Source organism: Paenalicyclobacillus ferrooxydans, from assembly GCF_001399675.1.
Taxonomy (GTDB): Bacteria; Bacillota; Bacilli; order Alicyclobacillales; family Alicyclobacillaceae; genus Alicyclobacillus_B; species Alicyclobacillus_B ferrooxydans.
Genome location: NZ_LJCO01000019.1, coordinates 1 through 26,314, shown reverse-complemented (window position 1 = coordinate 26,314; position 26,314 = coordinate 1). Strand labels below are relative to the sequence as shown.

The 26,314-nt window shown below is 50.8% G+C and carries 27 protein-coding genes, 4 tRNA genes and 1 riboswitch; of the genes, 23 read left to right on the top strand and 8 right to left on the bottom strand.

Annotated features, from left to right (window positions below; all coding sequences use genetic code 11):
* Positions 1 to 34: 34 nt before the first annotated feature.
* The 4 genes from map to comA all read left to right on the top strand — a co-directional run bounded on the left by map (position 35) and on the right by comA (position 4,414).
* Positions 35 to 1,255, top strand: coding sequence for a type I methionyl aminopeptidase (gene map / locus AN477_RS23655; RefSeq protein ID WP_083485962.1), 1,221 nt, complete (start codon positions 35 to 37; stop codon positions 1,253 to 1,255).
* A gap of 118 nt (positions 1,256 to 1,373) precedes the next feature.
* Entirely contained in the window at positions 1,374 to 2,786 is a 1,413-nt protein-coding gene (locus AN477_RS04685) for a folylpolyglutamate synthase/dihydrofolate synthase family protein (protein WP_054968016.1), read from the top strand.
* A 15-nt stretch (positions 2,787 to 2,801) separates the two neighbouring features.
* Complete coding sequence (locus AN477_RS04680; protein WP_245631717.1) at positions 2,802 to 3,347, top strand: manganese efflux pump MntP; 546 nt, start codon at positions 2,802 to 2,804, stop codon at positions 3,345 to 3,347.
* Positions 3,348 to 3,442: 95 nt separating this feature from the next.
* The gene (gene comA / locus AN477_RS04675) at positions 3,443 to 4,414 is read left to right on the top strand and encodes a phosphosulfolactate synthase (protein WP_054968015.1); all 972 of its coding nucleotides are present in this window, start codon (positions 3,443 to 3,445) and stop codon (positions 4,412 to 4,414) included.
* Between the two features lie 164 nt (positions 4,415 to 4,578).
* Here comA and tpx read toward each other — a convergent pair whose 3' ends face one another.
* Both tpx and AN477_RS24285 read right to left on the bottom strand, forming a co-directional pair.
* Positions 4,579 to 5,088 carry a thiol peroxidase gene (gene tpx / locus AN477_RS04670; protein WP_054968014.1) on the bottom strand — a complete coding sequence of 170 codons (510 nt, stop codon included), beginning with the start codon at positions 5,086 to 5,088 and terminating at the stop codon, positions 4,579 to 4,581.
* A gap of 19 nt (positions 5,089 to 5,107) precedes the next feature.
* Entirely contained in the window at positions 5,108 to 5,248 is a 141-nt protein-coding gene (locus AN477_RS24285; RefSeq protein WP_157061817.1) for a hypothetical protein, read from the bottom strand.
* A 95-nt stretch (positions 5,249 to 5,343) separates the two neighbouring features.
* Positions 5,344 to 5,500: riboswitch (cyclic di-AMP (ydaO/yuaA leader) on the top strand.
* 6 nt (positions 5,501 to 5,506) lie between these two features.
* Between AN477_RS24285 and AN477_RS04665 the strand changes: the two genes are divergently transcribed.
* The 7 genes from AN477_RS04665 to AN477_RS04635 all read left to right on the top strand — a co-directional run bounded on the left by AN477_RS04665 (position 5,507) and on the right by AN477_RS04635 (position 11,179).
* Complete coding sequence (locus tag AN477_RS04665; RefSeq protein ID WP_245631716.1) at positions 5,507 to 6,319, top strand: C40 family peptidase; 813 nt, start codon at positions 5,507 to 5,509, stop codon at positions 6,317 to 6,319.
* 250 nt (positions 6,320 to 6,569) lie between these two features.
* Positions 6,570 to 7,370: a cell wall-active antibiotics response protein LiaF gene (gene liaF, locus AN477_RS04660; RefSeq protein WP_054968013.1), complete on the top strand. Its 801-nt coding sequence runs from the start codon at positions 6,570 to 6,572 to the stop codon at positions 7,368 to 7,370.
* 2 nt (positions 7,371 to 7,372) lie between these two features.
* Positions 7,373 to 8,386 carry a sensor histidine kinase gene (locus AN477_RS04655; protein ID WP_245631724.1) on the top strand — a complete coding sequence of 338 codons (1,014 nt, stop codon included), beginning with the start codon at positions 7,373 to 7,375 and terminating at the stop codon, positions 8,384 to 8,386.
* Entirely contained in the window at positions 8,383 to 9,012 is a 630-nt protein-coding gene (locus AN477_RS04650; RefSeq protein ID WP_054968011.1) for a response regulator, read from the top strand. The genes AN477_RS04655 and AN477_RS04650 overlap by 4 nt, the downstream gene beginning before the upstream one ends.
* Before the next feature lie 264 nt (positions 9,013 to 9,276).
* Positions 9,277 to 10,416 carry a citrate synthase gene (locus tag AN477_RS04645; RefSeq protein ID WP_054968010.1) on the top strand — a complete coding sequence of 380 codons (1,140 nt, stop codon included), beginning with the start codon at positions 9,277 to 9,279 and terminating at the stop codon, positions 10,414 to 10,416.
* A gap of 95 nt (positions 10,417 to 10,511) precedes the next feature.
* Positions 10,512 to 10,715 (top strand): alpha/beta-type small acid-soluble spore protein, encoded by a 204-nt coding sequence (locus tag AN477_RS04640; RefSeq protein WP_054968009.1) that lies wholly within the window; start codon positions 10,512 to 10,514, stop codon positions 10,713 to 10,715.
* A 260-nt stretch (positions 10,716 to 10,975) separates the two neighbouring features.
* Positions 10,976 to 11,179 (top strand): alpha/beta-type small acid-soluble spore protein, encoded by a 204-nt coding sequence (locus tag AN477_RS04635; RefSeq protein ID WP_054968008.1) that lies wholly within the window; start codon positions 10,976 to 10,978, stop codon positions 11,177 to 11,179.
* Between the two features lie 260 nt (positions 11,180 to 11,439).
* Here the strand turns inward: AN477_RS04635 and AN477_RS04630 are convergent, their stop codons facing one another.
* Both AN477_RS04630 and AN477_RS04625 read right to left on the bottom strand, forming a co-directional pair.
* Positions 11,440 to 11,874: a CBS domain-containing protein gene (locus tag AN477_RS04630; protein ID WP_054968007.1), complete on the bottom strand. Its 435-nt coding sequence runs from the start codon at positions 11,872 to 11,874 to the stop codon at positions 11,440 to 11,442.
* A 372-nt stretch (positions 11,875 to 12,246) separates the two neighbouring features.
* Positions 12,247 to 12,618, bottom strand: coding sequence for a hypothetical protein (locus AN477_RS04625; protein ID WP_054968006.1), 372 nt, complete (start codon positions 12,616 to 12,618; stop codon positions 12,247 to 12,249).
* Between the two features lie 293 nt (positions 12,619 to 12,911).
* On the opposite strand from AN477_RS04625, the gene AN477_RS04620 reads away from it, so the two are divergent.
* From AN477_RS04620 to AN477_RS04610, 3 genes are read left to right on the top strand one after another with little or no spacing between them, the layout of a single operon-like run.
* On the top strand, positions 12,912 to 13,988 hold the full coding sequence (locus AN477_RS04620; RefSeq protein WP_054968005.1) for an efflux RND transporter periplasmic adaptor subunit: 1,077 nt from the start codon (positions 12,912 to 12,914) through the stop codon (positions 13,986 to 13,988).
* Positions 13,981 to 14,649, top strand: coding sequence for an ABC transporter ATP-binding protein (locus tag AN477_RS04615; RefSeq protein WP_054968004.1), 669 nt, complete (start codon positions 13,981 to 13,983; stop codon positions 14,647 to 14,649). The genes AN477_RS04620 and AN477_RS04615 overlap by 8 nt, the downstream gene beginning before the upstream one ends.
* Positions 14,646 to 15,854, top strand: coding sequence for an ABC transporter permease (locus AN477_RS04610; RefSeq protein WP_054968003.1), 1,209 nt, complete (start codon positions 14,646 to 14,648; stop codon positions 15,852 to 15,854). Before AN477_RS04615 ends, AN477_RS04610 begins: the two co-directional genes overlap by 4 nt.
* Positions 15,855 to 16,026: 172 nt before the next feature.
* Here AN477_RS04610 and AN477_RS04605 read toward each other — a convergent pair whose 3' ends face one another.
* Positions 16,027 to 16,887: a zinc metalloprotease HtpX gene (locus AN477_RS04605; RefSeq protein WP_054968002.1), complete on the bottom strand. Its 861-nt coding sequence runs from the start codon at positions 16,885 to 16,887 to the stop codon at positions 16,027 to 16,029.
* A gap of 164 nt (positions 16,888 to 17,051) precedes the next feature.
* On the opposite strand from AN477_RS04605, the gene AN477_RS04600 reads away from it, so the two are divergent.
* The 4 genes from AN477_RS04600 to speD all read left to right on the top strand — a co-directional run bounded on the left by AN477_RS04600 (position 17,052) and on the right by speD (position 19,977).
* Positions 17,052 to 17,357 carry a hypothetical protein gene (locus tag AN477_RS04600; protein WP_054968001.1) on the top strand — a complete coding sequence of 102 codons (306 nt, stop codon included), beginning with the start codon at positions 17,052 to 17,054 and terminating at the stop codon, positions 17,355 to 17,357.
* A 49-nt stretch (positions 17,358 to 17,406) separates the two neighbouring features.
* Positions 17,407 to 18,564 (top strand): glycosyltransferase, encoded by a 1,158-nt coding sequence (locus AN477_RS04595; RefSeq protein ID WP_054968000.1) that lies wholly within the window; start codon positions 17,407 to 17,409, stop codon positions 18,562 to 18,564.
* A gap of 93 nt (positions 18,565 to 18,657) precedes the next feature.
* Entirely contained in the window at positions 18,658 to 19,350 is a 693-nt protein-coding gene (locus AN477_RS04590; RefSeq protein ID WP_157061816.1) for a rhomboid family intramembrane serine protease, read from the top strand.
* A 243-nt stretch (positions 19,351 to 19,593) separates the two neighbouring features.
* Entirely contained in the window at positions 19,594 to 19,977 is a 384-nt protein-coding gene (gene speD / locus AN477_RS04585) for an adenosylmethionine decarboxylase (RefSeq protein WP_054967998.1), read from the top strand.
* 102 nt (positions 19,978 to 20,079) lie between these two features.
* On the opposite strand, the gene AN477_RS04580 is transcribed toward speD, so the two are convergent.
* Positions 20,080 to 20,598 (bottom strand): PepSY domain-containing protein, encoded by a 519-nt coding sequence (locus AN477_RS04580; RefSeq protein WP_245631715.1) that lies wholly within the window; start codon positions 20,596 to 20,598, stop codon positions 20,080 to 20,082.
* 206 nt (positions 20,599 to 20,804) lie between these two features.
* Between AN477_RS04580 and AN477_RS04575 the strand changes: the two genes are divergently transcribed.
* The 4 genes from AN477_RS04575 (at position 20,805) to AN477_RS04560 (ending at position 21,387) form a co-directional block, all read left to right on the top strand.
* Positions 20,805 to 20,879: transfer RNA gene (locus AN477_RS04575), tRNA-Ala, on the top strand.
* A 227-nt stretch (positions 20,880 to 21,106) separates the two neighbouring features.
* Positions 21,107 to 21,182, top strand: a tRNA-Phe gene (locus tag AN477_RS04570).
* A 51-nt stretch (positions 21,183 to 21,233) separates the two neighbouring features.
* A tRNA-Gly gene (locus AN477_RS04565) sits at positions 21,234 to 21,308 on the top strand.
* Between the two features lie 4 nt (positions 21,309 to 21,312).
* Positions 21,313 to 21,387, top strand: a tRNA-Cys gene (locus AN477_RS04560).
* A 111-nt stretch (positions 21,388 to 21,498) separates the two neighbouring features.
* Here the strand turns inward: AN477_RS04560 and AN477_RS04555 are convergent.
* On the bottom strand, positions 21,499 to 22,653 hold the full coding sequence (locus AN477_RS04555) for a tyrosine-type recombinase/integrase (RefSeq protein WP_054967997.1): 1,155 nt from the start codon (positions 22,651 to 22,653) through the stop codon (positions 21,499 to 21,501).
* Between the two features lie 464 nt (positions 22,654 to 23,117).
* Positions 23,118 to 24,185 carry a site-specific integrase gene (locus AN477_RS04550; protein WP_054967996.1) on the bottom strand — a complete coding sequence of 356 codons (1,068 nt, stop codon included), beginning with the start codon at positions 24,183 to 24,185 and terminating at the stop codon, positions 23,118 to 23,120.
* A 282-nt stretch (positions 24,186 to 24,467) separates the two neighbouring features.
* On the opposite strand from AN477_RS04550, the gene AN477_RS04545 reads away from it, so the two are divergent.
* Entirely contained in the window at positions 24,468 to 24,656 is a 189-nt protein-coding gene (locus tag AN477_RS04545; RefSeq protein WP_054967995.1) for a helix-turn-helix domain-containing protein, read from the top strand.
* Positions 24,657 to 26,314: the final 1,658 nt, after the last annotated feature.

Sequence of the window (26,314 nt, the reverse complement as noted above, 5' to 3'; positions counted from 1 at the left end):
CAGGAGTCTTGCTGTAGCGCTTGGGGGAGTCGCTTTGATTTATACGAAGAGCAAAGAAGACATTAACCTGATTCGGGAAGCCTGTCAGATCAACGCGTTGGTGCACGAGACAGTAGCTGGCCTGTTAGAACCCGGGATCAGTACAAAAGAACTTGACGCAATTGCGGAACAAGCGATGACCGCGTATGGCGGAAGGCCGTCGTTTCGCGAAGAATACGCGTTTCCTGGGGCTATTTGTGTTTCCGTTAACGACGAAATCGGTCACGGTGTACCCGGAGAACGAGTGATTCAGACCGGGGATGTGGTCAAAGTAGACGTCGGGGTACAATTTGCCGGATTCCACAGCGACTGTGCAAAGACACACCTGGTTGGTGATTGTAGTGTGGATGCACGGCACCTCGTATCTGCAACAAAGCACGCCTTGGATGCTGGTCTGGCTGTCATTCAGCCTGATGTACGCCTGTCCGATGTTTCACATGTGATTGGGGAATCCATTGCACAGGCCGGACTGGCTGTTGTCAAAAAAGCACAGGGACATGGCATTGGTCTCAGTCTCCATGAAGCACCGCAGATTCCCAACTACGGACCTCCAGGCCACGGTCCGCGCCTGCGTTCTGGAATGGTGCTGGCCATCGAGCCTGTGGTGGTAGCCGGCGAGCCGATGACATTCATCCGGGAGGATGGTTGGACGGAAGTGACACGAGACGGATCCTTCGGAGCCCATTTCGAACACACCGTACATGTTCATGACGATGGTGTGGAGATCTTGACGGTTACAGGTCAACCGTCAAACCATGCAGATGAATTTCAGAAACGCTTCGGATTAACGTGGCGGAAAAAAAAGCAACCCGACGACACGGCGATACTGAGTCTGGCAAAACAGGAGATGGACCCGATTTTGCTTGAAGCATGGGGACGGCCTGTACAGCCCATGGAAGTGCTGTACGTACCTGAGACGACCACCTACGTACTGGTTGACCAGCAAAACCACGTGCGAGGATTTTGTGTCTATTCGCTGCGACCTCCGTATTTGCATATCAATACCATTGTGTTGGATGCGCAGTTGCACGGCAGCGGCTTGGCAACAAGTGTACTGGACAATATCGTGCAGCAAGCAAGAGCGAAAGGTATGGCTGGGATTGAGCTGTGGGTTCAAACAAACAACCAGCGAGCCATCCGGTTCTATGAAAAGTCCGGATTTGTGTATGTCGGGCATCCTTATTTTCGCACTTGGGCAATGCGAAAACGCATCTAAACGCCGAAACTCATTTAAACTTATCTGTTCACTCGTCTCAGCATTGAACGATGTGGTACACTACCTTCTGAAATCCATTACACGTTGGGAACAACGCACCGATGACGGAGCGATGAAATTGACAAATCGTACTTTTGACGGTGGCGCCTTTGGCGCCATCAATTGGATTTACAGTTCTTATAACCGGGCCAAACCTTACATACAGCGGGGCATGGATAAGGAAACGCGCCATCCAGAGTGGACAGGCCGACTTCTAAAAGCTATGGGTGACTTGGATGCGTCCATGTACAACATTGCCGTGACAGGCAGTAAAGGAAAGGGCTCTCATTCCATCTTGATAGCCGCTATGCTCGAGCAAATGGGGTTTCGTGTGGGCCTCTTTACCGGTCCACATTTGGTTGACTTTATGGAGCGTTTTCGCGTAAATGGTCAGGTGATGCCGGAACGACAGTTTGCTCGGTATGTTGACGACTTGCGGGAAACGGTGGACAACTGGGACCTGCCGGAGAACGAGTACTTTGGGCCGGTAGGTTTGCTCGCTGCGATCGCGGTGAAGTGGTTTTCTGACAGCAAGACCGATATCAATGTATTTGAACTGGGGCGAGGCGCTCTTCATGATGACGTCAATCAGGTTCGACATGTCGGTGCTGTGATTGCACCTGTTTTCCTTGAACACACTCGAGAGCTCGGGAGAACATATGCAGAGGTAGGAACCGAAAAGGCGGGTGTCATCACAAAGGACACACGTTGGGTTTGTACACATCCTCAGACAGCTACGGTGCAAGGGATTCTCACCGAGCGGTCGAGTGATGACATCGAATTATCAACGCTTGGCGACACGATTGCCGTGAGAGATAGGCGGGTGGAAGGTCTCACGTGCATCATCACCGTCGAGACGAAATGCGGTGAATGCCAAGTGAGGTTACCGTACGCACAAATTCATCTGGCAGACAACGTGGCGGTTGCTTTGTCCGCAGCACAGCATGCTGCATTGGACAAGCGCCCTGATATGGTTCTCCCGGCGTATTTAGACCTTCAGGAACTATCCCTGCCTGGTCGGCTGCAGACTGTATCGATTGAGCCGAGAGTCGTCGTAGATGGAACCATCCACGGCCGATCCGCTGCCCTCGTTCGCGAGTACATCCGGAATCGCCGACAAGAAACAGATTCCGGTGAACGGATCACGGGACGAGTCGGTGCCATTATTGGTATCCCAGAGGATAAAGACGGTACAGGGGTTCTAAAGGTTCTGTCGGATGTTGTCGACTTTGTGGTCATCTGTCGGGCGCACAACCCGCACCTTCAGTTTGATGACAATTGGACAAGGCTTGCCCGGACACTCTATGAAGACGTTTCGACAGCTCAGTATTTGGAAGACGCCTTGGTTAGCGCGAGGGAGAGGCTCTCTTCCGAAGCGGATCTATTGCTGGTGCTCGGCACCCAATCTCTTGTCGGGGACGCAATGCGGTTGTTTGAGTTTGATACACGCTCCATTTGGCGACGGGCTCCCCTGAAGGTGAGCAAGCGGTAAAGGGAGGAATTCGCCATGGTCTTGCAGCTCGTACTCCTTGGAATGGCCCTTGGTCTGAACAACGCGCTTGCGTCAGTTGCATTAGGTACGTCTGGGCTAAAGCGCTCTAAACTGCTGCAGATCGCGTTTTTGTTTGCTCTTTTTGAGGCTCTGATGCCGATACTTGGTATCTTCCTCGGTGATGAGGTTGCCCGCTTGATTGGCAATCACGCCCGCTACGTCGGAGTTGGTTTGCTGGCTGCAGTCGGGGTGTACTTTTTCCTGAAGGCGTCAGACGAGCAAAAGGCGGACGAGCAAAGGGAACCGTCCCTACCGGGCGTTAAGAGCATTATTCTCGCCATAGCGCTGAGTCTTGACAATCTTACGGTCGGTTTTGGCCTCGGTATGCTAGACGTCCCTCTGACACTGGCTGCAATTGCCTTTGGTTGCATCAGTCTTGTGATGACGTATGTCGGGCTTGAAATCGGCCGGTTTCTCGGTAAGAAGGTCGCCGTTTCCGCGGACAAGCTGTCCGGGATTGTGCTTGTTGCCGTCGCAGGATTAATGTTGTTGCTGCACTGAATGAACCGTTCATTTTTTGGGATGGTTGTCACGAATCATGATTGAACCCCATAAGCTGTCACAGTGAATGACTGGCGTAAAGGGGCATGCATAACGTGAATGAACTAAACTGGTGGGAACTCCTGCGCGATCCGTTGCCGGGGCGCGTTCCTAAGCCACGTCTTGCGGGTCTCACAATGGTGATTGACACCGGAATTCCCTTGTCCATGTTTCGGGATTTGCTTCAGATGGCTTCAGATCACGTGGATTTTTGGAAGTTTGGGTTTGGCAGCGCAGGAGTGTGTTCTCCTGAATCTATCCACAGTAAGGTCAGTCTTTGTCAGGAGTATGGTGTGCTCGCCTACCCAGGCGGGACATCCCTCGAAATTGCGATTGTCCAAAATGTATGGGAACTTTATTTAGAATCATTGTGGAAATCCGGAATCCGGGTGATAGAGGTTTCCGACGGGACAATCGACCTTCCGGTTCACACCAGGCGGCAAGTGATTCGAACGGCAAAGGAAATGGGCTTTACGATACTTTCTGAGGTTGGGAAGAAGGCCGAGGGCACGTTTCTTGCCGTAGAGGAACAAGCTGAGATCATTCGGGGCGATTTGGCTGAAGGAGCCAAGTATATTTTGGTTGAGGGACGCGAAGGCGGGGAGTCTGTTGGCGTGTACGGGCCCCACGGGGAAGTACACGATTCAGACGTCGAAGCACTGGTCAATGCTCTTGGCCCCCTGTCGACTCGGCTCATCTGGGAAGCCCCGCAACGTAAACAACAGATTTACCATATTCGTCGTTTTGGCAACAGAGTCAATCTCGGCAACGTAAAACCCATTGACATCGTTGCACTGGAGAGTATTCGACGCGGTTTGCGCAGCGATACCTTTAGTATGATGCTCGAAACTGACAGTGGAAAAAGTGCTCCATCTTCTCAGAGCGAGAATCCCAAGTCGGCTAAACCGGGCTCAAGCTCAGGCGGAGGCACTGGATCCCGCCCCGTCTTGTGGAAACCGAATCCAAATCTTTCGTCACGGCCTGCAGCAGAAGGACCACAAAATCCGCCGAAGAAAGATGACCGTTAATACAGGCTACGAGGACTGGAACTGCATTAAAAAGTATCAAAACCCATTAAAAAGCATTAAAGAGTATTACAAGCCATCTTAAAAAGCATTAAAAAGGGCTGATTCACTCTACCTTCTGGGTAGAGTGAATCAGCCCTTTTATTCGTTAACTTTTGCGGTGCAGGTTACTTTGCAGCTTTGGCAGCTTCGAGGGCTGCTTCGTAGTTCGGATGCTCGCCAGCTGCGGGTACGTATTCTGCGTAGGTGACTGTGTCGCTGGAATCAACGACAAACACCGCACGGCTCTCCAAACGGTATTCCGTGTTATAGGTGCCATATGCAGAACCGAATGCCATATTTAAGTGGTCTGACAAGGTTTGAACCTTGTCAATACCAGCTGCTCCGCACCAGCGCTTCTGCGCAAACGGCAAGTCGGCACTGATGGTCAGGATGGCAACGTGATCTCCAAGCTTGGCGCCTTCTTCATTGAATCTTCGCGTTTGAGCATCGCAGACGCCGGTATCGAGGGACGGGACAACGCTAATCAAGCGAACCTTACCCTTCGTATCGGAAAGTGTTACTCTGGACAAGTCGTTGGCCTGAACCTCGAAATCTGGCGCCTTGTCTCCGGGTTTCAACTCGGGTCCTTGTAACGGTACTTGCTTGCCGGCAAAGCCGAATGTACGATCTGCCATATGTAATCCCCTCCTTGAATCAACCGTCAAAGTTTTCCACGCAGACACCAACTGACGTCATCCCAATCGAATTCAAATCAGCTGGAGCCCACACCATATGATACCACAATTGGCGCTGATGCACGCAGACGAACCCGATGGTCTGGTGCGTTTTTGCCATCCTTGCCATCCATCTACTATGGGGTCATACCAGAAAAGATGTTAGCGTTGATAGTGTGATTCGGCTTTCCATAAAGCCCCTCACAGAACACATTGCTAAATAAACTGCCGAATCCTGCCACAAGGCAGGTACGGGGGAACTGTGCGAAAGACTGTCGCGACAGTCTATTTTGCTTGGGGTGAAGGCGGACAAGCCCGGGTAAATCCTCTTATCCGAACCCGACAACTAACCTCGGAGGCTTTGGGAGGAATGCTCTACATGGAACACAGTCGACGCTTAAATAAATGGGTCTTGGGTTTTGTTGCTGCGTGTACATTTCCTGCATTGGCATCCATGGCGGCGGCGCCACAGGGCACAGCAGGAAGCATCATAACGGCAAAGGCTGCGACAGTGCAGACAGTTCACGCTGTTCGAGGTGTGTGGTTGCGACGTTCACCTCAGACCTCGAGGAACGCAATCAAACTTGAGTCTCGTGGTACGGTTCTTAGAGTACTGGCGGGAGGCAACGCAAAGTGGTGGCACGTCCGCGACCCACAAGGTCGCACCGGCTACGTGGTGAAGCGCACCTATTGGGTTGCTCCAAACGGCACCCCGAGTGCCGCTCGTTCAGCACGTGTGTCAACGCAACTGCCGCCCGGCGTGCGATTTGACCGTACTGTTCACGCACGGGCATTGCCAAGTGCATCGGTGCAAGCAAAGACGAACGCAGTTCTGGCTGTAGCAAAGAGCAAACTTGGAACACCATACCGGTGGGGGCACAATGAAGACAGGGGTCAGTACGGATTTGACTGTTCGAATTTTACTGCATATGTGTACCACCATGCACTTGGGTACAAGATGAGTGGAGCCTCAAAGGTTCAGGCGAGCAGCATTGGCTGGAGGGTTCCAAGAAGCAGCATGCGCCCTGGCGATCTATTGATTTTCGAGAACGGCAAACACTGCGGCATCTATGTAGGGCACAACCGCATGATTCAAGAAGGCGGCGGGCTCGGTAAGGTCGGCTATCTGTCGATTGGCCCAGGCAGCTACTGGGGCAAGCATCTGACCGCTGTTAAGCGCATGTACAATTAATCTAACATGTACAATTTGATCCACACGCAAGCGAGAAAAGCGCGTACAGCCTGGAAGATGTAATTCATCTGGCAGGTGTAGTTTTCATACGCATGTGATAATGAGATGCTGCCGTCCGACCGTGAGGTTGGGCGGCATTCTTTATGAATCCGTCTTAAGACGGAGCCTCTGCCCCGTCCACAGGTAGTTGTGTGTACGTGAGACGACTTGTACGATAAGGTTAGATTCAGCGAAGGGCAAGGTGACAGACTTGCGGACATCATCGTGGATCGGGCTATTACTGGTCATTTGTGGACTCGTGTACTTATTATCGGAATTTCACGTCTTACATCTGTCTTCAACCTTTTGGTCTTTTGATGTCTTGTGGCCGCTTTTTCTTATAGCCATCGGCCTTGGCGGATTACGGAGTTTCGCACGCGGAAGGATACCCTTTGGTGCCATTCTATTAACCCTCTTTGGCGTGTTCCTGTTTTTGCACAACAGTGGTATCAATCCGGTCTTGGCCAAGACCTCGGTTTCCGGTGTCTTCTGGGCCACTGTGTTCATTTTTATTGGGCTCAGGATTTTCGCACCTGGACAGTCAAGAAGGCATGGACCCTCACTCACGGTGGATTTTGATGGCAAGAAACATAAGGTTGCTTGGAAGGACGCCATCGGTGACATAAAAGGGTGGAAACCTGGGCGCACATCCAACAGGCACTGGATTGGTGACGTGTCCCTCGGGGGACAGTCTTGGGTTCTGGAAGACCTTGATGTCTGGCATGGCATAGGTGACGTAAGAATTAATCTTGCCACTGCGTTGTTAGAGGATCGGACGTATCATCTCCGCATTGAAGGTTGGATAGGGGATATTCGGGTTCTCGTGCCGGCAAACTTGCCGATTTCAGCTGATATTGTCATGAATATCGGCGATGTGAATGTGTTCGAACACGCCGAAAGCGGGACGGGGCGCGCAGTACACTATGTGGACCCATCATACAAGGACGCTGTAAGACGCGTTCACTTGGATGTTGAGCTGAAAATCGGCGATGTCCAGGTCGTCAGGGTTTGACGATGACTACGCGCGGGAAAGTGTTACTGGCAACCACCATCCTCCCCGTCCTCGGGGTCGTGACCGGAATGATGGTAATGGGGCTTTTCCATCCCCTTCGACTGTGGATGGTGATTGGAGTCGGGGTCGTTTGGTTATTGATCGGGTTTGGAATTGGGTACACCGTCGTGCAACCGTTTCTTCGCCGCTTGTATAACCTTGAAGAAGCAGCAACGCTTATCGCCGCGGGACGATTGCAGCATCGGATCGACGGGGTGGAAGAGTGGGACGAGGTTGGTCGAATCGGACGGCAGTTCAATGTGATGGCCGAGCAAATCGAGGAACAGGTTCGAACACTTCGGCGATTGGCAGAGGAAAACAGAAGACTTGCTGTGGATGCGGAACAACTGGCAACGGTTCAGGAGCGTCAACGGCTTGCACGCGAACTGCATGACTCAGTCAGTCAACAGTTGTTTGCACTGTCTATGTTAGCCTCCTCAGCTTTAAAGCAGGAACGACAACAACTGCCGACACTGCCGAACACCGTAGCGCAGATCGCGGAAATTGCAACCACGGCACAGCGGGAGATGCGAGCCCTGTTGTTACATCTGCGACCGATTGAACTCCAAGGGCGGAATTTCGACGAGGCTGCAAAGAGTTTTTTGGATGCAATATCGGATCGGCATCAGCTAAGCTGTACTTTTGTGCAAAAAACAAACATCGCACTGGAACCTGCTGTGGAGACGCAGCTGTTCCGGATTTTGCAAGAAGCGGTTGGGAATGTGTTGAAACACGCCGACGCGCGCACGATTCAGGTAACCTGGGAGCGGTCAGGGACGATGTGCACGCTGTCGATTGTCGATGATGGCAAAGGGATTGAGCCATCAGACGAGGTGGGTGACTCCTACGGGATCCATGCCATGAAGGAACGGGCGACAGCACTTGGCGGCCGATGCAACATCTGGCGGATTGGCCAGGGAACTGCGGTTGAAGTTCAACTGCCGATTATTGAGGAACGGGAGCGGAGTGAATCATGATTCGGGTCTTGATTGCGGACGACCATCCTTTGGTACGACTTGGTATGCGCAGTTTTCTGGAGACGGAAGGCGACATGACAGTGGTGGGGGAAGCTGTAAATGGGCAAGAGGCAGTCGAATTGGTTACCAAACAGACGCCTGACGTTGTGTTGATGGACCTCTTGATGCCGGTGATGAATGGGATCGACGCAACGAAACTGATACGAACTCAGCACCCAGACACAGAAGTCGTCATTCTGACGAGTTCCTTGGATGATGAACGAATGGTGCAAGCACTTCGAGCAGGTGCGCTCAGCTATATCCTGAAAACCACGCCAGCCGAAGCGGTTGCGCACACGTTGCGACGGGCCTCGCGTCACGAGTCAGTCCTTGACCCGCAAGTTCAACAGACGTTGGTTGGCGAACTCCGCAGCCCGACGGGGCCGAAGCCATGGGAAGAGTTAACAGAACGGGAACGCGACGTACTCAGAGGGATTGCCGCGGGTCGAAACAATCAGGAAATCGCAGACCAGCTCGGAATTGGGATAAAGACAGTAAAAACACATGTGAGTAACATCTTTCTGAAACTCGACGTGCTTGACAGGACACAGGCTGCAATTTATGCAATTCGTAACCATCTCGACTGAACGGCGGCCCGTTTCTCGGGGAGTCCGGGGCAGTACAGACACAAATTGTTCGCGCCATAGAAGGGTTTGCCAGTTGACACGAGATTTTTGTCGCCTTTCTGGTTGTAGTATAATGAAGGGGTGAATGGTTTGGGTAGTCGGCTTTAGTTCGTGCGAGACGAACGGTGAGGCGGCAAGGGCTTTTGTTTCCCCACAGTGACATCTGACACTGGTACTGCTTGTTGGACAGTTTCACCACTTACATTGGGGAGAGGAAGGATCTGCATGGCCGAAGATTCACAAACATCCTTCGCAGCAGGTTTGGAAGATGTTGTTGCGAACACATCCGAGATATGCTACGTGGACGGTAAAGAAGGCCGGTTGATTTATCAGGGGTACGATATCCATGATTTGATCAACGGGAAAGCCACATTTGAAGAAGTTATTTACCTGCTTTGGAACGGCGAACTGCCAACTGCCAGTGCATTGAAAACCTTTACTGACCAAATTGCTGGACAGCGGGCTTTAAAGCCGGAAGTGCTGAATTTTCTTAAGACCGTTAAGAAAGATGCAAACGCGATGGAGGTCTTAAGAACTGCGGTGTCGTACGCCGGGATTTACGACGATGACAACGGCGACGAATCGATTGACGCGAATGTTCGCAAGGCAACTCGCCTCGTTGCTCAGGTACCCACGATTGTCACATCGTATGAAAGAATTCGACAAGGTCTCGAACCGGTTGAGCCAGACAGAGGGCTCAGCATGGCGGCGAGCTTCTTTTATTTACTGACTGGCTCGAAACCGGATGCATTCACAGAAGAGGCGTTTAATATCGCTCTCATTCTTCATGCCGATCATGAGCTCAATGCATCCACCTTTTCCGCCCGTGTGACTGCTGCGACCTTGTCGGATATATACTCAGCCATTACGTCTGCTGTCGGAACCTTGAAGGGTCCCTTGCACGGCGGCGCTAACGAACAAGTCATGAAGATGTTGCTCGAGGTCGGCACCGTCGACAAAGTCCAGTCCTACATCGATCAAGCCTTGGCAGAAAAACGTAAAATTATGGGGTTTGGCCATCGCGTGTACCGAACCGAAGATCCGCGGGCGACACACCTTCGTCGCCTTAGCAAACAAGCGGGTGAACGCGCAGACAACACTGCTTGGTACGAGATGTCCCAGGTGATTGAGCGCACCGTTATGGAGAAGAAGGGCTTGAACCCAAATGTGGACTTCTACTCGGCTTCCATGTACTACTCGCTCGGTCTGCCTGTGCACCTGTTTACACCGATTTTTGCTTGCAGCCGTGTGTCAGGTTGGACGGCGCACGTCCTCGAACAGTATAGGAACAACCGCCTGATCCGCCCGCGTGCAGAATACACAGGTGCAACAGATAGAACATACGTACCTATGGACCGTCGGTAATCTACGTCAACGTAAGTGGACATGTATGTGGACAAATGTTCCAGTTTGATAATCGCCCCTCCGGGACACATTATTTATCGAGGAGGCGATGATAAATGGCACAAGGACAGAACAGCAATCAGTATGTAGCTCCAAACGCACAGCACGCTCTAGAGCAAATGAAGTACGAGATTGCGTCCGAATTCGGCGTACAGCTGGGTGCGAACACAACGTCTCGTGAAAACGGTTCAGTTGGTGGAGAAATCACCAAGCGGTTGGTATCATTCGCTGAACAGTCCATGAGTGGCGGCAGCAGATAACCAACTAAAAATCTACAACCTGTATAGGCGAAATGGTCCAGGCGGAAGCCTGGGCCTTTTGCATGACAAATCGCGATGTGTTCCTTTACAACGGGACGAAAGTCCAGCCGCAAAGGGAAACAAGTTGATTCCAAGGTGCCTGCTGGAGTCATAACGGCATATGAACAACCACCTCAGCGCACTGCCTGTTCTAGAAGAATGTGACAGTGTAGTGACAGCTGTTACGGGCACAATACTTATCAAGGAGGGGGTGAACAAAGATGGCACAAGGACAAAACAGCAATGAGTATTTGACACCAAACGCACAGCACGCAATTGAACAGATGAAGTACGAAATCGCTTCTGAGTTCGGCGTACAACTCGGGGCCAACACGACCTCTCGTGAGAATGGTTCGGTTGGTGGCGAAATCACCAAACGCTTGGTCTCCTTTGCGGAACAGGCAATGTCAGGCGGCCGCGGCTAATCCAACAATTCCATCGACTGTTCACGTTGAGCCCTGCACAGATGTGCAGGGCTCAAGTGTTTTTCGTTGCGGTGAAACCTTCCTTGTGTCGTGTGCTGAGGCTGTTGTTCGGAGCGTAGCCAAGCGAACGGAAGAGGTGGATCGCGCCGCACGCAAAGAAGTGGTGCAGTCACAGGGACTACACCACATGGACATTTGCATTTGATTTGCACAGGTACCTTTAGCGGGTTCTTGAGCAGGTACCAAAGGCAACAGGGATGTTAATGGAGCTGTTGCTGCCCTGCCGGTTGGGAAATCTGGCTCAGTGCATCGCCAGCCTCGTTGATGTGAATGTCCACGGTAGCGAGGTCTCCAATCGAACAAATACCAACCAAATTGCCGGACGCGTCACACACAGGCAACCGGCGAATCTGATGGCGTGCCATGATGTCTGCTGCCTCATGAGCGTCTGTGTCAGGTTTGCAAGAGATGACTTCACGTGTCATGCACGCGTCGATTTTAGAATCAGCGCCTTTACCTGCCGCAACGGCATTCACTGTGATGTCGCGGTCGGTAATCATCCCGATGACTTTTTTCCCTTCACAGACAGGCACAGACCCTACGTTCCTCGATTTCATGACCTGCGCGGCCTGCATCACCGAGTCCCCAGGCTGTACGCAAGACACATCTTTGGTCATCAAGTCCTGGACTTTCAATGCATCGCCCCCTGTTATCCGTTTTGGGCGGAGTCAAACACCTCGTTGGACTCGTAACATGCCCATGGACTAGTATGCCGGGGACTCCCATCGCTCATGCAGTTTCCAACCTCCTGTTCTGCCGAGTCAAAAGGTTCGATGCGAGATGACCATAATTCGACACGAAGTCGAACCAAGGCGAAACAAGGTCCTTGTTCAATTGTCGAAATGTCGAAATTCGAAATCGCAAAAATTGAGTGTCTTCGACAACGTGTCGAATGCTTCTTTAGCGCGATTTGCGTTCTGTCGACAACGTGTCGAAACGCGGTTGCTGGTTGTTCTGTCGTTTTCGTTGACGTTAGGTCAGCACGCAGCCTTGATCTACCGCTTTGATTACTCCGTGGTCTTCAACCGAACCGTCCATAGGTGGAGTTCATGGTATAGGCAGTAAATCCCCCAAACAACGCAGAGGAACCGAAAGACACCTTCAAGCGGAGTTGGACTAAAAATCATACTGGCCATGGGCGTGCCAATGAGAACCAAACAGGCCAGGTTCACTACTGTCAGTATCCCGCAGATGATGGTCTGATTACGGAGGCGACCTCCCCGTGCGCCAAACATGCCAAGCAGTCCAATGCCAAGACTGATGTAGGTTTCCGGACGTGCAATATCAATGTAGTCTCCGATATTTCGGGAAAAAAGGCTCCAGATGCCGATGGCAAACCATAGCCATCCGGTTAAACGGTTATAGAGTGCGACGTACATGTCCGACCCCTCTTTCCAGTCATCTGTACAGACTATGATGGGGTTGGACGAACTATGCGCCTGTCCAGGGCCGAATTGCCGTTGTCCGTGCACTATGCTTATGACTAAAAGAAAAACCTTGGTACATGTTGAACTCGATTCCAACCTCCCCCGAGTTGGCATGCTGTGCATCTGGTAATGATATCTGTGTCGAAGCGCAATTTTGGCTCTGAATGTGTTATCGTGACAATAAAATCCCGTGGGACAATAAAATTGCTTTAGTGCGGACTTGAAATTGAAAGGAGCCTCGCTGCGTGGAAGAGCCTAATCGAAGCCGGAGACGTCAACGAATAAAACGGATCGGCAGCGTTGGCGTCATTATTGTACTCATCATCGCGGGCGTGCTGTATTGGGTCATTCGGCCAAAGCAGCCCCGCGTGACGGTTGCGGTGATTCACAAGATGACGATTCAAAATCAGGTCTTTGCGGCTGGGGATGTGTACCCTGTCGAACGTCAGGTTGTGCTTCAAACGGACCTGCCGTCACCTGTATCGAAGGTGTCTGTCACGGTTGGTGAGCATGTGCATCAAGGACAACTGCTCATGACCTGCCAAAATGCAGCGCAGACCTCACAATTGGATGCTGCCGAGACACAGTATCAGCAAGCGCAAGCGACCCTCAATCAAACACAGCAACAGGCAAACGCCACACCGTTGGGACTCCGTGCACAGTTCAATGGTACGCTGGCATCACTGAAGAGCTCGCTGGCGCAGGCGCAGTCTCAACTCGCATCGGCACAGGCCGCCTATAATCAGACGGTCATCAAAGCGACCATCACAGGGACGGTTCTGTCCCTCAGCCCAGACGGCTTGGCTTCAGACGGGAGTTCGGCACCTGTCATCGAAGTCGTCGGTCCCCAAAAGCAAGTCGTCGTGAATGTCTCTGAGGTGGATGCTGTACATGTGAAAGCAGGTGAGAGGGCTTCGGTGACATCTGATGCTTATCCGAACCATACATGGACTGCAACAGTCAAATCGGTGGCGCTGTTCGCCAATAACTCAAACAGTGGTGCCGGGCAGGTGGAGGTGGACCTTTCTCTGCCGCAAAACTGTCCAATTCCGCTTGGATACCAAGTAAACGCGAACATTATCAGCGAAACGCACAAAAACGCGCTGACCATCCCGTATTCATCGCTTGTCCAAGTGGGTAGTCAGTACATGGTCTATGTCATGCAGGGGAATCGCGCCGTGCAGATCCCTGTAAACCTTGGCATCACTACAGACACGGCTGTTGAGGTTACGAGCGGGCTGAAAGTGGGACAAGAGGTTGTACTGAATCCACCGACAAACCTGTCAAACGGGGAACGGGTGGTTGTGACGGGTCATGATTGAGTTCAACAGCGTGAGCAAGTCATATCAAATCGCAGGTAACACGGTCCCGGTTCTGCGTGACATCTCTTTTACCATTGAGGATGGGGAGTTTGTTTCCATCATGGGGCCATCGGGCAGCGGAAAATCGACATTAATGCATATCATGGGCTGTCTCGATGTGCCGACAAGCGGCCGGGTGAGCTTGTTTGGGACAGACATTGCGGGTATGAGTCGGGATGAACTCGCACACGCCCGCAACAGACAGATTGGATTTGTCTTTCAAAACTTTCACCTGATTGGGCGGATGACCGCTCTTCGGAATGTCGAGCTGCCCCTCGTTTACGCCGGGTGGCGCAGGGGGAGACGGTCAGAGCGCGCACGGTCATTGCTCACGCAAGTCGGACTTGAACACCGAATGGACCATTATCCAAACGAATTGTCTGGAGGACAAAAGCAGCGGGTGGCAATCGCACGTGCACTTGCAAACCAACCCTCTCTGATCCTGGCCGACGAGCCCACTGGTGCCCTCGATACCGCAACAGGACAAGAGATTATGGAACTGTTTGGAAGACTCAACTCTCAAGGCGTGACCATCGTTGTGGTCACGCATGATGCTGCCGTCGCCAGTTATGCCTCCCGTACGATTTACGTTCGAGATGGAAAGGTGGTCGACACCTTATGAACGTGAATGAAATGATTCTGTCCGCCTGGACATCTCTCATGGCGAACAAGCTGCGATCGTTTTTAACCATGCTTGGTATTCTGATTGGCGTTGCGTCCATCATTGCCATTGTCGCTATCGGACGCGGGGGAAAGGCGGCGATTGTATCGGTCCTCGAGAGCAACCTTGCTCAACAAACGATTCAAATTCTGCCGACAGAGCTCGTTCAACCCGGTTTACCGCAGCCTGGGCAGGTGCTGTCATTCTCAACCCAAGACTTTGCCATCGCCCGCGGATTTAGTGGGGTGCAGTCCGTTTACTATACCCTCTCCGGACAAGGTGCGGTTAGCTACAACGGCAAACAGGTGAACGCATCTCTGGATGCAGGGCCAAGTTACTTGGACCAGCTGAGCCATTTCGTCGTGATTCAGGGGAGAATGTTTTCCACCGTTGACGTTGTCGCGCACAGGCATGTGGGCTTGGTCAGTCAGTCCTTGGCCCAACAGTTGTTCGGCAATGTGTCACCCATCGGGAAAGTGGTCGATGTCGGCGGGTATCCCATGGAGATTATTGGGGAGACTGCCTCGACACAGTTTAACTTTTTGTCGGGACTGCTCGGCTCGCAGGCTTTCTACTTTCCTTCGACAACCTGTCACGACATGTTTCCATGGTGGGATATCTCCGAAATGGATGTCCAGGTTGCCCCGGGTGTCAATAAAACTGACATGGCCCACCGGATTGTCACAGCGTTGAATATTCACGCACACAATGCTCAGGCCTTTGAAGATGCGTCAGGTTTTCTCGTCGGGATAGAGCAAACTGTGGGCAAAGTTACCGCAATTCTCACCCTTATCATCGGGGCCATCGCCGGCATTGCACTTCTGGTGGGCGGCGTCGGGGTCATGAATATCATGTTGGTATCAGTGACTGAACGGACGGGTGAGATTGGTATCCGTATGTCCTTGGGAGCCACACGACGAGCGATTTTATTCCAATTTCTCATTGAGTCTGTGATGATCACGGTGCTTGGAGGGGCAGTTGGTATTCTGATTGGGGTCATCGGAGCGAGGATTGTCGCTTGGGTAACCAAACTGCCGACCGAGGTATCTTGGTTTGCAGTTGCCGTTGGGCTTGCGTTTTCGATTGTCATCGGGGTGATATGTGGTCTGTACCCAGCAAACAAGGCTTCGAAACTGCATCCGATTGATGCGTTGCGTTTCGAATAATAGACTGTTGAGATGTCCTTTCAGACGACCTGTCATACGACGTTTCAGACTGCACATCGAAGCCAAGAACTGCGTTGAAAAAACTGCACCGCTGCAGGGCGACCTGTACGGTGCAGTTTCACGTTGTCGTTCAATTCAGCCCGTAGCTCCGTTTCTTTGTTCACTTCAGGCGTTAGCTCAGTCCAGCACCCAGGATTCTCATTGCGCGCAGACGCTTGATCCGCTCTTCAGTCGATGGGTGTGTACTGAACAGCCTCGCCAGCGACTCCCCTCGAAACGGGTTGACGATGAACATGTGTGAAGTTGCCGGATTCACGGGATTCGGGATACGTTCACTGTAGTACTCAAGACGCTCGAGTGCGTCTGCGAGTGGATTGGGATCACCAACCAGCTTCGCTCCTGTAGCGTCTGCTTTAAATTCTCGCGATCTCGATATCGCCATTTGCACCATCATTGCGGCGATGGGTGCAAAGATCATCATTACAATTTCGACAAAAGCATTCCCATCCCGTTCGTCGCGGCCACCAAAACCGCCAAACATCAAGGCCCACTGCAGCATGTTGGCAATAGACGTAATCACACCAGCCAGAGTTGCAGCCATCGAGCTGATGAGAATATCGTGGTTGCGTACGTGGCCAAGTTCGTGTGCAAGTACGCCCTCAAGCTCTCGGGTCGATAGAGCGTGCAAAATTCCCTCGGTGACAGCGACTTTTGCATGTGCCGCGTCACGGCCTGTAGCGAACGCGTTTGGCTGCTGAGTCGGTGTCAGGTAAATCGCAGGCATTGGCAGTCCAGCACGATGCGATAACCGCCGAACAATCGCATACACTTCAGGAAGCTCAGCTTCTGACACAGGGCGGCTGCGGGTCATCAGAATGGCAATCTTACCGCTCGACCAGTAGCTGAAGAAGTTCATCACAACCCCAATCACAAGAAACACCAACATACCGGCAGAGCCGCCGACCAGGCGCCCTATCAAAACCAGAATGACCGTCAGTAAACCCATCAAGAACCACGTTTTTGCCGAGTTCACAGGCGCGACATCCTCCTAGCATAGATTAGTAGGAAACATCATCGTTGTACCTAGATTTTAGGGGAGAGGCATTTGTTTGCCAAGCTAGGATTCGTTATACTAAATGAACAAATCGAGAATTTCAAGCGCCCTGCACAACATCGAAGCCGAAGGGAAGTGAACGCATGCGACTGGGTCTTAGTATTGAATATGACGGGAAAAGTTATGACATCCTGGAATTGCCAACCGAAGCCTTTACGCAGTTGATTCCAGGCTTGTCCAAAGAACAGCTTAGCAATCTGGAACGCCGCTTTCAGCAGTATTGGCCTGACCCCACACGCTGCCGGCACCATATCCTCGGATTTGTGGGCGAACAACTGGGTGCGTCGATTGATTACGTGTTGTTGATGCATGAAACTGTCCGCTTTAATGATAAGGATATTGAGGAATACATTGAAGAACACGTGCATGAGGGAAGGCGGCCAAACTAACCGCCTTTTTTTTCATTGAGTTGGCGTTTGAGGGAGCGATTATCAGACAGTGGCAAAGATCATGGTGGTTTTCCCCGGAAATGAGCGAGGGGGAGCCGCAACACACCTTCTCGCATATGCAAAGTCCGTTGTACATGCAAGGCTTGAGGGATTGATTCAATTTATATCCCTTGGGGACGGCCCTCTGCTTGACGACCTGCAGGCCGTGTTGGCACAAGTCGAGATTGTGAGCGGATCGACAGGGGGACGCATCAAAACCCTGGCCGTCAAAATGAAACAGCAGGGGAGAGACGTCCTCTGGCATGCTCATGGCCCCCGTGCTAATTTCGTCGTGTTTATGGCGTCGAGACGCTCGAGACGTCATTTTACATCGACTGTCCATAGCAATCCGTTGCAGGACTTTCTTGGAAGCCGAGCAAAAAGTCTATTGTTCACGCGATTAAATCTATTTTGTCTGCGACGAACCGTAGGTGTATTTGTGGGAAATCGAGAATTTGCGGAATACCTGCCAAGCCGTCAGGCCTACTTTGTCCCAAACGCTATTGAACCTGTGACCGGTGCGGCATCGAGATCAGACGCCCGATTGCGTCTGTGTGAGGATCTCGATATCCCTCAAGAAAGTACTGTAATTGGAATTGTAGCCCGGCTCGATCCGGTGAAGGACCTGCGTACCGTCATCATGGCCTTACCGCTGGTGGCCAAACGGTTGGCGCGCCCTGTTCACTTGGTGATTGCGGGCCCTGGTGCACAACTTCAAGAATTGCAACGGATCGCAATCGAGAATAGCGTGGAAGCCTTTGTACACTTTCTTGGATTTGTCAAAGAGACAGAGCCACTGTACTTGGCGATGGATGCACATGTGTTGCCGTCGAAGAGTGAGGGAGAGTCACCGTTTGTCATCCTGGAGGCCGGGAATTACGGGGTGCCGAATCTCGGATCGGACATCCCTGGAATCCGTAATCTCATTGTGGATGGTCAAACAGGCTGGTTGTTCCCTGTGGGGGATGCACAAGCCCTCGCTGAACGACTGGAGTTGGTTCTCAGGAATCCGGAAGAGGCAATGAAGTGTGTGGATGCATTCAGACAGACGGTTCTGCCTCGTTTTTCACCAGCAGCGATGCTCGAAGCGTACCTTTCCGGATACGAGGCTATGGGATTTGCGGCTCTACAATCGGAATCTGAAATGGAACCTTCTCTTCAGACCTGAGGCTCATCTTGTCAGACAACTTACTACAATTGCGACAGCCATACAGTACCTCAGTACATCGTCGTAAAGGTGGCATTGGAGCGGTTGCAAAATATGGAGGAGTCACGAAAACGCCGAAATAGACTCTGGCGCAAGGCGCCGGTGACATGGATTCTGATTGCAGTGAATGTGCTCTGGTACCTTGGTATTGAAGGATTCAGAGGCCTTTCGGTAACTGGAATCGTTCAAAGCGGAGCTCTCGATTGGCCGGATGTCATTTACGGAGGTCAGTGGTGGAGGCTGTTTACGGCCATGTTTGTCCATTTGAGCTTCCTTCACATTGGTCTCAATATGGTTTCGCTGGCGTCTCTTTACGTTGTTGAGTGGCTGACCGGGAGCTTCGCGTTTCTGGTGGTGTATTTGATATCTGGCCTCATGGGGAACGTGGCGACGCTGCTTTTATCCTCTCATCAGACGATGGCGGCAGGGGCATCCGGGGCGATATTTGGCATCTTTGGCGTCGCGTTGTACATGTCCTTTAAAGGCATACTAACGAAGGCGGCACGAAATCAGTTGTTGGTGATGCTTGTCATCAACCTCGTTTATGGCTTCTCCTCACCCGATATCGGTAATACCGCGCATATCGGGGGCCTGGTGACAGGGATTCTTTGTTCCGCTGTTCTTGTCGCGAGACCACAACTGAGGATATCGAGAGTTGTTCGGTATTTGAGCATTTTATTGGCTGCTGTGTGCGTCATTGCACTTATTCTCGCTGTACCCGGACACAGTTTGGCAGTTGGTACCTGATCTATGTATAGATGCCTATCATTTCCTTGTTGCAAATTGTCGGGTGTGGTCTTATACTAGCAGTCGTAATGTCCGGCACAGGAGCTGGTTTGATTTACCTACATTTCATGGTGGGCCGGACTTGGAATCGACGTCACTTAAAGGGTTAGGACCTCTACGGACTAACTTTCCCCCGTGGTGAACATGAGGTTCCACATGTCGCACGCGACATGGATCATTCGTTGTAAAGGGGGATTTTTTGCTATGGACACAATGGGTCGTCATGTCATTGCTGAGCTTTGGGGATGTCCTGAGGACAAGCTGAACGATTTGCACAGTATCGAACGGATCATGGTTAATGCGGCACTTGAAGCTGGCGCTGAGGTAAGGGAAGTGGCGTTTCATAAGTTTGCGCCACAAGGGGTTAGCGGTGTAGTTATTATTTCCGAATCACACCTGACTATCCACAGCTTTCCCGAACACGGATACGCCAGTATTGATGTATATACGTGCGGTGACCGAATCGATCCGAACGTGGCATGTGACTACATCACCAAAGCTTTGGGTGCCACAAGATTGGAGTCGATTCAAGTCCCGCGTGGAGTCGGCCCCATTCACGTTCAAGATGTCAAGGTGCGGGCTCTCTAAGCAAATGTTTTACCAACTACGTTACTTACATGTATCAAACGAAAACAAAAATGAAAATCACGACGAGGCGAGAGTAGCACACTCTCGCCTCGTTCTCGCATTTTACTTGCTGTCCGCAAACACACGTTCATGATGCGTGGGTAAGGGTTTGTCGAGTAGCAATTTGCCGTTTCCTGCGTCAACAACGCAAAGGTACCGGTCCTCGTCGTCCTCGGCTACACCGACATAAACAAGGCTTGTTCGGATGTTTCTCAACTGCACGTGTGATACTTTCATGCCTGGGTGAGCGGCAGTGATCGCTTTCGTGGCATCAGCTTGTGAACATTTCGCGTATTTTTTGAGCTTATCGGTGTACGCGGTCCGACTTGCAACGTATGCGTCCCTAAGGGCTTCGCGTGAAACCTGTACACTTGATCGGATATTGAACTCGCGATTTTCCCCATGCTCTTCTGGAGCGTCCATGATATAGGCAGGGCTGACTGAGCTAGCTGTTGTTGTATCACTAGGCTGGTTTGGAGCGATTCCGCTTCGCTGAAGATCATCAGCTGCCCACACCGTTGGCATCACAAGAGACAAAGAACAAGCTGTCGCAGCGGCGAACAGCGCACTTTTCCACTTCATTCATCAATTCCTCCTCAAAACGTTTGTGGGTAGGTTACCCATCAGAGGGAGAAAATATTTATGTTCATAAGAAAAAATTTCCTCTTGATCTTTTGCTGACGAGGTATGTATAATAGGCAATGTCCCTCAGCGAGAGGGTAATGCGGAACAGAAATTCAGCGAATGCAAACGAAGTTCAGCGAAGGCATATAAGGAAAGTATAATATGGGGGATTAGCTCAGCGGGAGAGCACTGCGCTGGCAGCGCAGGGGTCAGGGGTTCAAATCCCCTATCCTCCACCAAGAATGTCTGGGATATTCCAGACTCATTACAGAGGGTTGTGCCATCTGGAAACGGACGGTCAACCCTTTGTTGATCTCGTCGTCGCGTACAACGGACCTTCGCTGCAAAGAGCCTTTTGTTCCGTCGGGAAAATGGGCCCGGTTGTCAGATGTTGTAACGAAAAGTGGGTTGACACCAGGCGGTCAAATAAGGTATATTCATCACTGTTCTTGTTTTCGACGACTAAGGCTCGGTAGCTCAGTCGGTAGAGCAGAGGACTGAAAATCCTCGTGTCGGCGGTTCGATTCCGTCCCGAGCCACCATCAGTTGAAACGGACTTGCGTTTAGACTGGTTGAACAGAAGTGAAAACGTTGCGGAAGTGGCTCAGGGGTAGAGCATCGCCTTGCCAAGGCGAGGGTCGCGGGTTCGAATCCCGTCTTCCGCTCCAATATGGCGCCATAGCCAAGTGGTAAGGCAGAGGTCTGCAAAACCTCGATTCGCCAGTTCGAATCTGGCTGGCGCCTCCAACGTAAAACCCTAGTGTACCAAGGCTTTCCGGGATTCTCGGAAAGCCGGTTTTTTATCTAGGGAGGCTCCGTGGGAATCTCGTGGGAATCTCGGTTTTGGGAACCCATCCATCAAATACGTTTCTTTAACCGCTCAGATTGGCCGAAAATTACTTGTCCGTAATCATTGGCAACTTCTTCGCGCTGCTTGTCAACGACATGAATGTAGATGTTCTCAGTTGTTGATGTGTTGACGTGGCCTAGACGGTCTGATATTGCTTGCGTAGGTACCTGCATCTGGTACAGAATTGTCGCATGGGTATGCCTCACATCATGAATGCGAATGCGAGGAACACCCGCCCGATTGACTGCTCGTAAGAATTGTTTGTGGATGGTTGTGTACGGCACAGGGGAGCCGTCCTCTCGACAAATGACAAGTCCCTGATCCTTGTAGTCACTACCCATCCTCAATTTGTCCTCGGCTTGCAGAAGCTTGTGTTTTCGTAATTCATTAACGGTGTACGGGTCTATTCTGACAGGCCGCTTACTGCGATGATTTTTTGTCGTCTCTAGCTCACGAATGCCTCCCTTTTTCTCCACCATTGTTTGGCGTATGAAGATACGGCCTGCATCGAGATCAACGTCAGACCAAAGTAATCCACACATTTCAGCCTTTCGCGCGCCGCTCATTCCCAACAAAAGAAATGCAATGAAATATTGCTCGTTGCGGGCTTCATCGAGGAACTTTTCCAACTGTGCCGGAGTCCAAACTTGATGTTCGTGATCATCTGGCTTTGGACAACGTACAGCTTCAAGTGGATTTTTCGAAATCAAATCCAATTGAAGAGCCTCTGAGAACGAACCATGTAGCATGTGGTGCAAGTGTCGAACTGATCGTTTACTCAGTGGCTTTTCACCACCAAGAAGTGTCGTGTACATCGACCGAATGTGCTGTGCAGATAGCTTCTGAAGCTCAATTTGGCCGATATTTGGTATGGCGTGGCGATAGGTCAACCAACGATACTGTTTGAGTGTGTTATAGCGCGTCCCATCAATCTCCCTAGAAGCTAACCATTCTGTTAGATACTCCGCCACAGTTTGCTTACTTGGTTCGATAAAAGTATTTGTTTGCAGCTGACGGATAGCCTCACAGCGTGCCCGGTATGCTGCCTGCGCGGTTTTGAAGCCCCCAATCTTGTCGTACTTCTTCTTTCCGTTCACCCATCCGCGATACAGACTGTACCTCCACCCATTGCCATGTGGTTCCACGCCCGGATACTTTGCCATGTTCTCGTCCTCCATTTTCAAAATGAAAATTGAAATCGTATGAGTGTAGACGAGAACCGCCCAAGATCGCCTCCCTTCCGGGAAAAAAGTTGGAGAACACGGTTCAATTTTATCTCTTCCTATTCAACGAGTGGAATCTAAGGCCAACAAACTTTCGAGAAGAACATGATTTCTTGTTGCAACAAACACGAGCACCCTTATTTGCTTCTGAAGGGAACAAACGGGATGACAAGTTTTAACCGTTTGGACGATTAACATCTACACAGTTTGTGCCATTTCTACCACTGGGAATTACACGGAAGAACTCGGAGTTTGACGACGGCTTGTGCGAGTACGTTTAGACAGAGCTAACCTAAAGAGACTGCTAGGACATGGGGAGGAGGAGCGCAAATACGACGCGGCGTTCCGGGTTTATTCGGAACGCCGCGTTTAGATGTATCTCAGAACGGGAATGTTATTGTCGGTTATCCATCAATCTCGTGCATATCATCACGAAAACAACCAGAACATTTTGTGTCTGTGTCGTCTTTCTGGGTTGTGAGTACATGAGAATAGATGTCGAGCACGGGCGGTGTCAGCATCAAACTTACAAATGTGTGACGAATATTGTTGAAGCGAATCTCCGGCAACTCCGACTCCTTCAGGAGTTTGTACCAGTGGTGGCAGAGACTCCTTTCACGGAGTGGTGTTCCATCCTGTTTGCAGATTACGAGATTATGGTCTTGGTAGTCAGGCCCAACAAATCGTGCTTTCTCAGATTGTGTTGTCTTGTGTGACCGTAAAACTGTGGTCAAGGATGGAGTTAGCGGTACAATACGTCGCCCGGAAATCAGTTCACAGCTATAACCAAAAGAGTTGGTGCGTTTGACGTGTAATTTGGCACCTTCAAGGTCTACGTCGGACCATTTCAACCCAAGAATTTCGCCCCATCTCATTCCTGTCTCAAGGGCAAGGACAAAAGCAACATAGTAACGATTACCTCGAGCGACATTCAGAAATGCAGTTGCTTCTTCTATAGTCCAAACTTTGATTTCAGGCTTGCCGGTTTTGGGTGCTTCGACGGCGGCTGCTACATTTCTCACCACGGCTCCCCGTTGCAGTGCTCCGTTCAGTGCCTCGTGTAAAATGCGATGCACATGGATCGTTGAACGAAGTGAGAGGGGTTTGTCACCATTACGAAGTGAGTTGTAAAAAGACTGCACATGTTGTGGTGTCAACGATTGCAATGGAACGGAACCAAGGACAGGAACTATGTGATAATTTATCATCCATCTGTACTGCCTCATCCTCCCGTAACGAACCACCGTTGCCTTATCTTGTAGCCATTCAGCAAGATATTCTCCAACGGTCATCTGGGTTGGTTCAACGAACGTTTCGTTGTCCACGGAGCTTAAAATTTCGCGCATGGCTTTCTGGGCTTCTTGCTGAGTTAGAATTCCCCCTTTGCGTAAGTACCTCCTTTTGCCGTTCTCGACACCCAAGTAGATTGCATAACGCCATGTTTCTCCCTGTTTTTGAACTGATCCTTTCACTCTGCATTCCTCCGTCTGGTAGGTTCTTCGAGAAATCGAAGTGACTGAGCATATACCAAACGCTAATGAGATCGTCTGCCATTTCCGAACAAAGTTTATTCTGACAATTCAAATCACCTTATCAAACAATATGTATTAGAGGAAGAGAAACGTATTTTTGCGTAAAGACGAGATTTTTTTCAACTTTTACTCCCATTGAGCGGATTTTAATGACGTTTTTGGGAACGGAACGAGTATGCTTACCCGCTTCACCAAATCAAAGCGGATGAGGAGATGGAAAGGATGAGGAAGTCTTTGACACCGGAAGAGGTAGCCCAGTTGCTTGCCAAGGAATTCTTAACCCCTGCAGAGGTTGCAAAACTAATGAGGCTTGACAAAAAAACGGTTTATGCGCTTCTAAACAAGGGTGATTTGCAGGGCAAAAAATGGGGAAACAACTGGAGGATTCACCGGAGTCAGATTCAGGCGTAACAAGTTGGTAGTACGTGAACAAATCAATCTGATGTAATTGAGACGGTCCTACCACAAGCGAAGGCTCGGTATTAGCGACCTTCACTGAAGAAGGGGCCGTCACAAATCTTTTTGCTTCTGAAATTGAGATTGCAGGTGTCGTAACTTCCGAAGTGGACGTCACTTATCTGCGATTACCTGAAACCTGCGAAAAGCTGTTGGGAACGGAAAAGACGTAGGTTGCGTCAAATAGGCTGTGCCGGGAAAGTCGCACGCGGCAACGAGTCTCTTGAGTCATTAACTGACAGATCGGAACTAGGGTAACGTAAACAAGAGCAATGACGACAGTAAAATCGTTGCCAAGGGACAGAGTGAAATCAAGCCCGAGCTGTGGGAACCGAAGACGGGTCGACACGGTTAAAAGTTCATCCTTAGGCGGGGCAATGACGTGAAGGTACATCGGCATGACTTTAAAAAGGCGCGTTTTTGACGCCAAGAAAAATGCACGTTGCGACGAGCTAACACAGACGCCATTTGTGGCCCACCAAGGCTCGTATCGCGCAGGGAGTCCTTAGTAGTGCGAATTCAGCACCAACAACAAAATAGTAAGCAAGGTAACAGGTGACAATTTCGCACCAGAAACGACAAAAGGACGTCGCCTGTGGGAGTAGGCAAGAGCGTTGACCGAACATAAGTCTCAAGCTCCTACTGTGGTTTGGAAGTGAAAGCGGTTAGGTGCTTGGAGTCGTAAGACACTCTTAGTAGTGGAATGCAGACCGTCGTGAAGCGGGGATGGGGGGTTAAAATGGTTACTCTTGACGACCACACGGCAATAATTTTAGCAATGATTGTTACGGAAAAAGCTAATCAGTTCCTCATTTTTGGCCTGCAAGTTTGATGCTAATTTGACGCTAAGTTTAGATCAACTTTATGCAAATCAAGGGATCGATAGAGCCTACTCAGGGTATGCTTGAAGCGGATGACTTGGTTCTAGGAATTCAGAGCTAGACTGAGGCAGCCAGAGCTAGACTGAGGCAGCCAGAGCTAGACTGAGGCAGCGAGTAAATCGGCACACGAGACATACGAGTATAATCACGTTGCATAGAGCTCCCTGAAATCATGATGGGGAGAAGCTATAGGCTAGGTGAATTTCGAAGGAAGTGGCTGCAGGCTGCTTCATCTTTTCGCGTTGTACTGATGAATCTCGGCGCATATGTGGCACGTATCACCGACATGGGTTTGCCTTTCAAAACAGAACCCAGATACGTCGGTAGGCGGAGAGGACTGGCTACCACCTGTCGAACAGCATCGAGCAGCCGTGTGTTTACCTTGGACAGATGACTCACGGGGACAACTTATTTGGCCAATCCAGTACCAAGCTCGAGAAACGAGTTTCCGATCGACTCGTCCTGAATCCTAGAACCAAGTCGTCCAGTCAAATTCTACTGACAGTAAGATTATAAGGGACCCAGATTATCGCCATTTTATCTCCTTTTTATCTCATTTTTAACGCTAAATTATCACCATATTAACAGTCGTTGATGCTGGAATTGTTAGAGTCTCATGTAGTGGTGTAAATTCCAAGGCTGGATCTTGACGAGAAAGCCATCGAGTGCAATCTACTAAAGGTGACGAGCAAATAGTAGAGGAGGCACGTCGATGGCTTCTACAGACAAGAT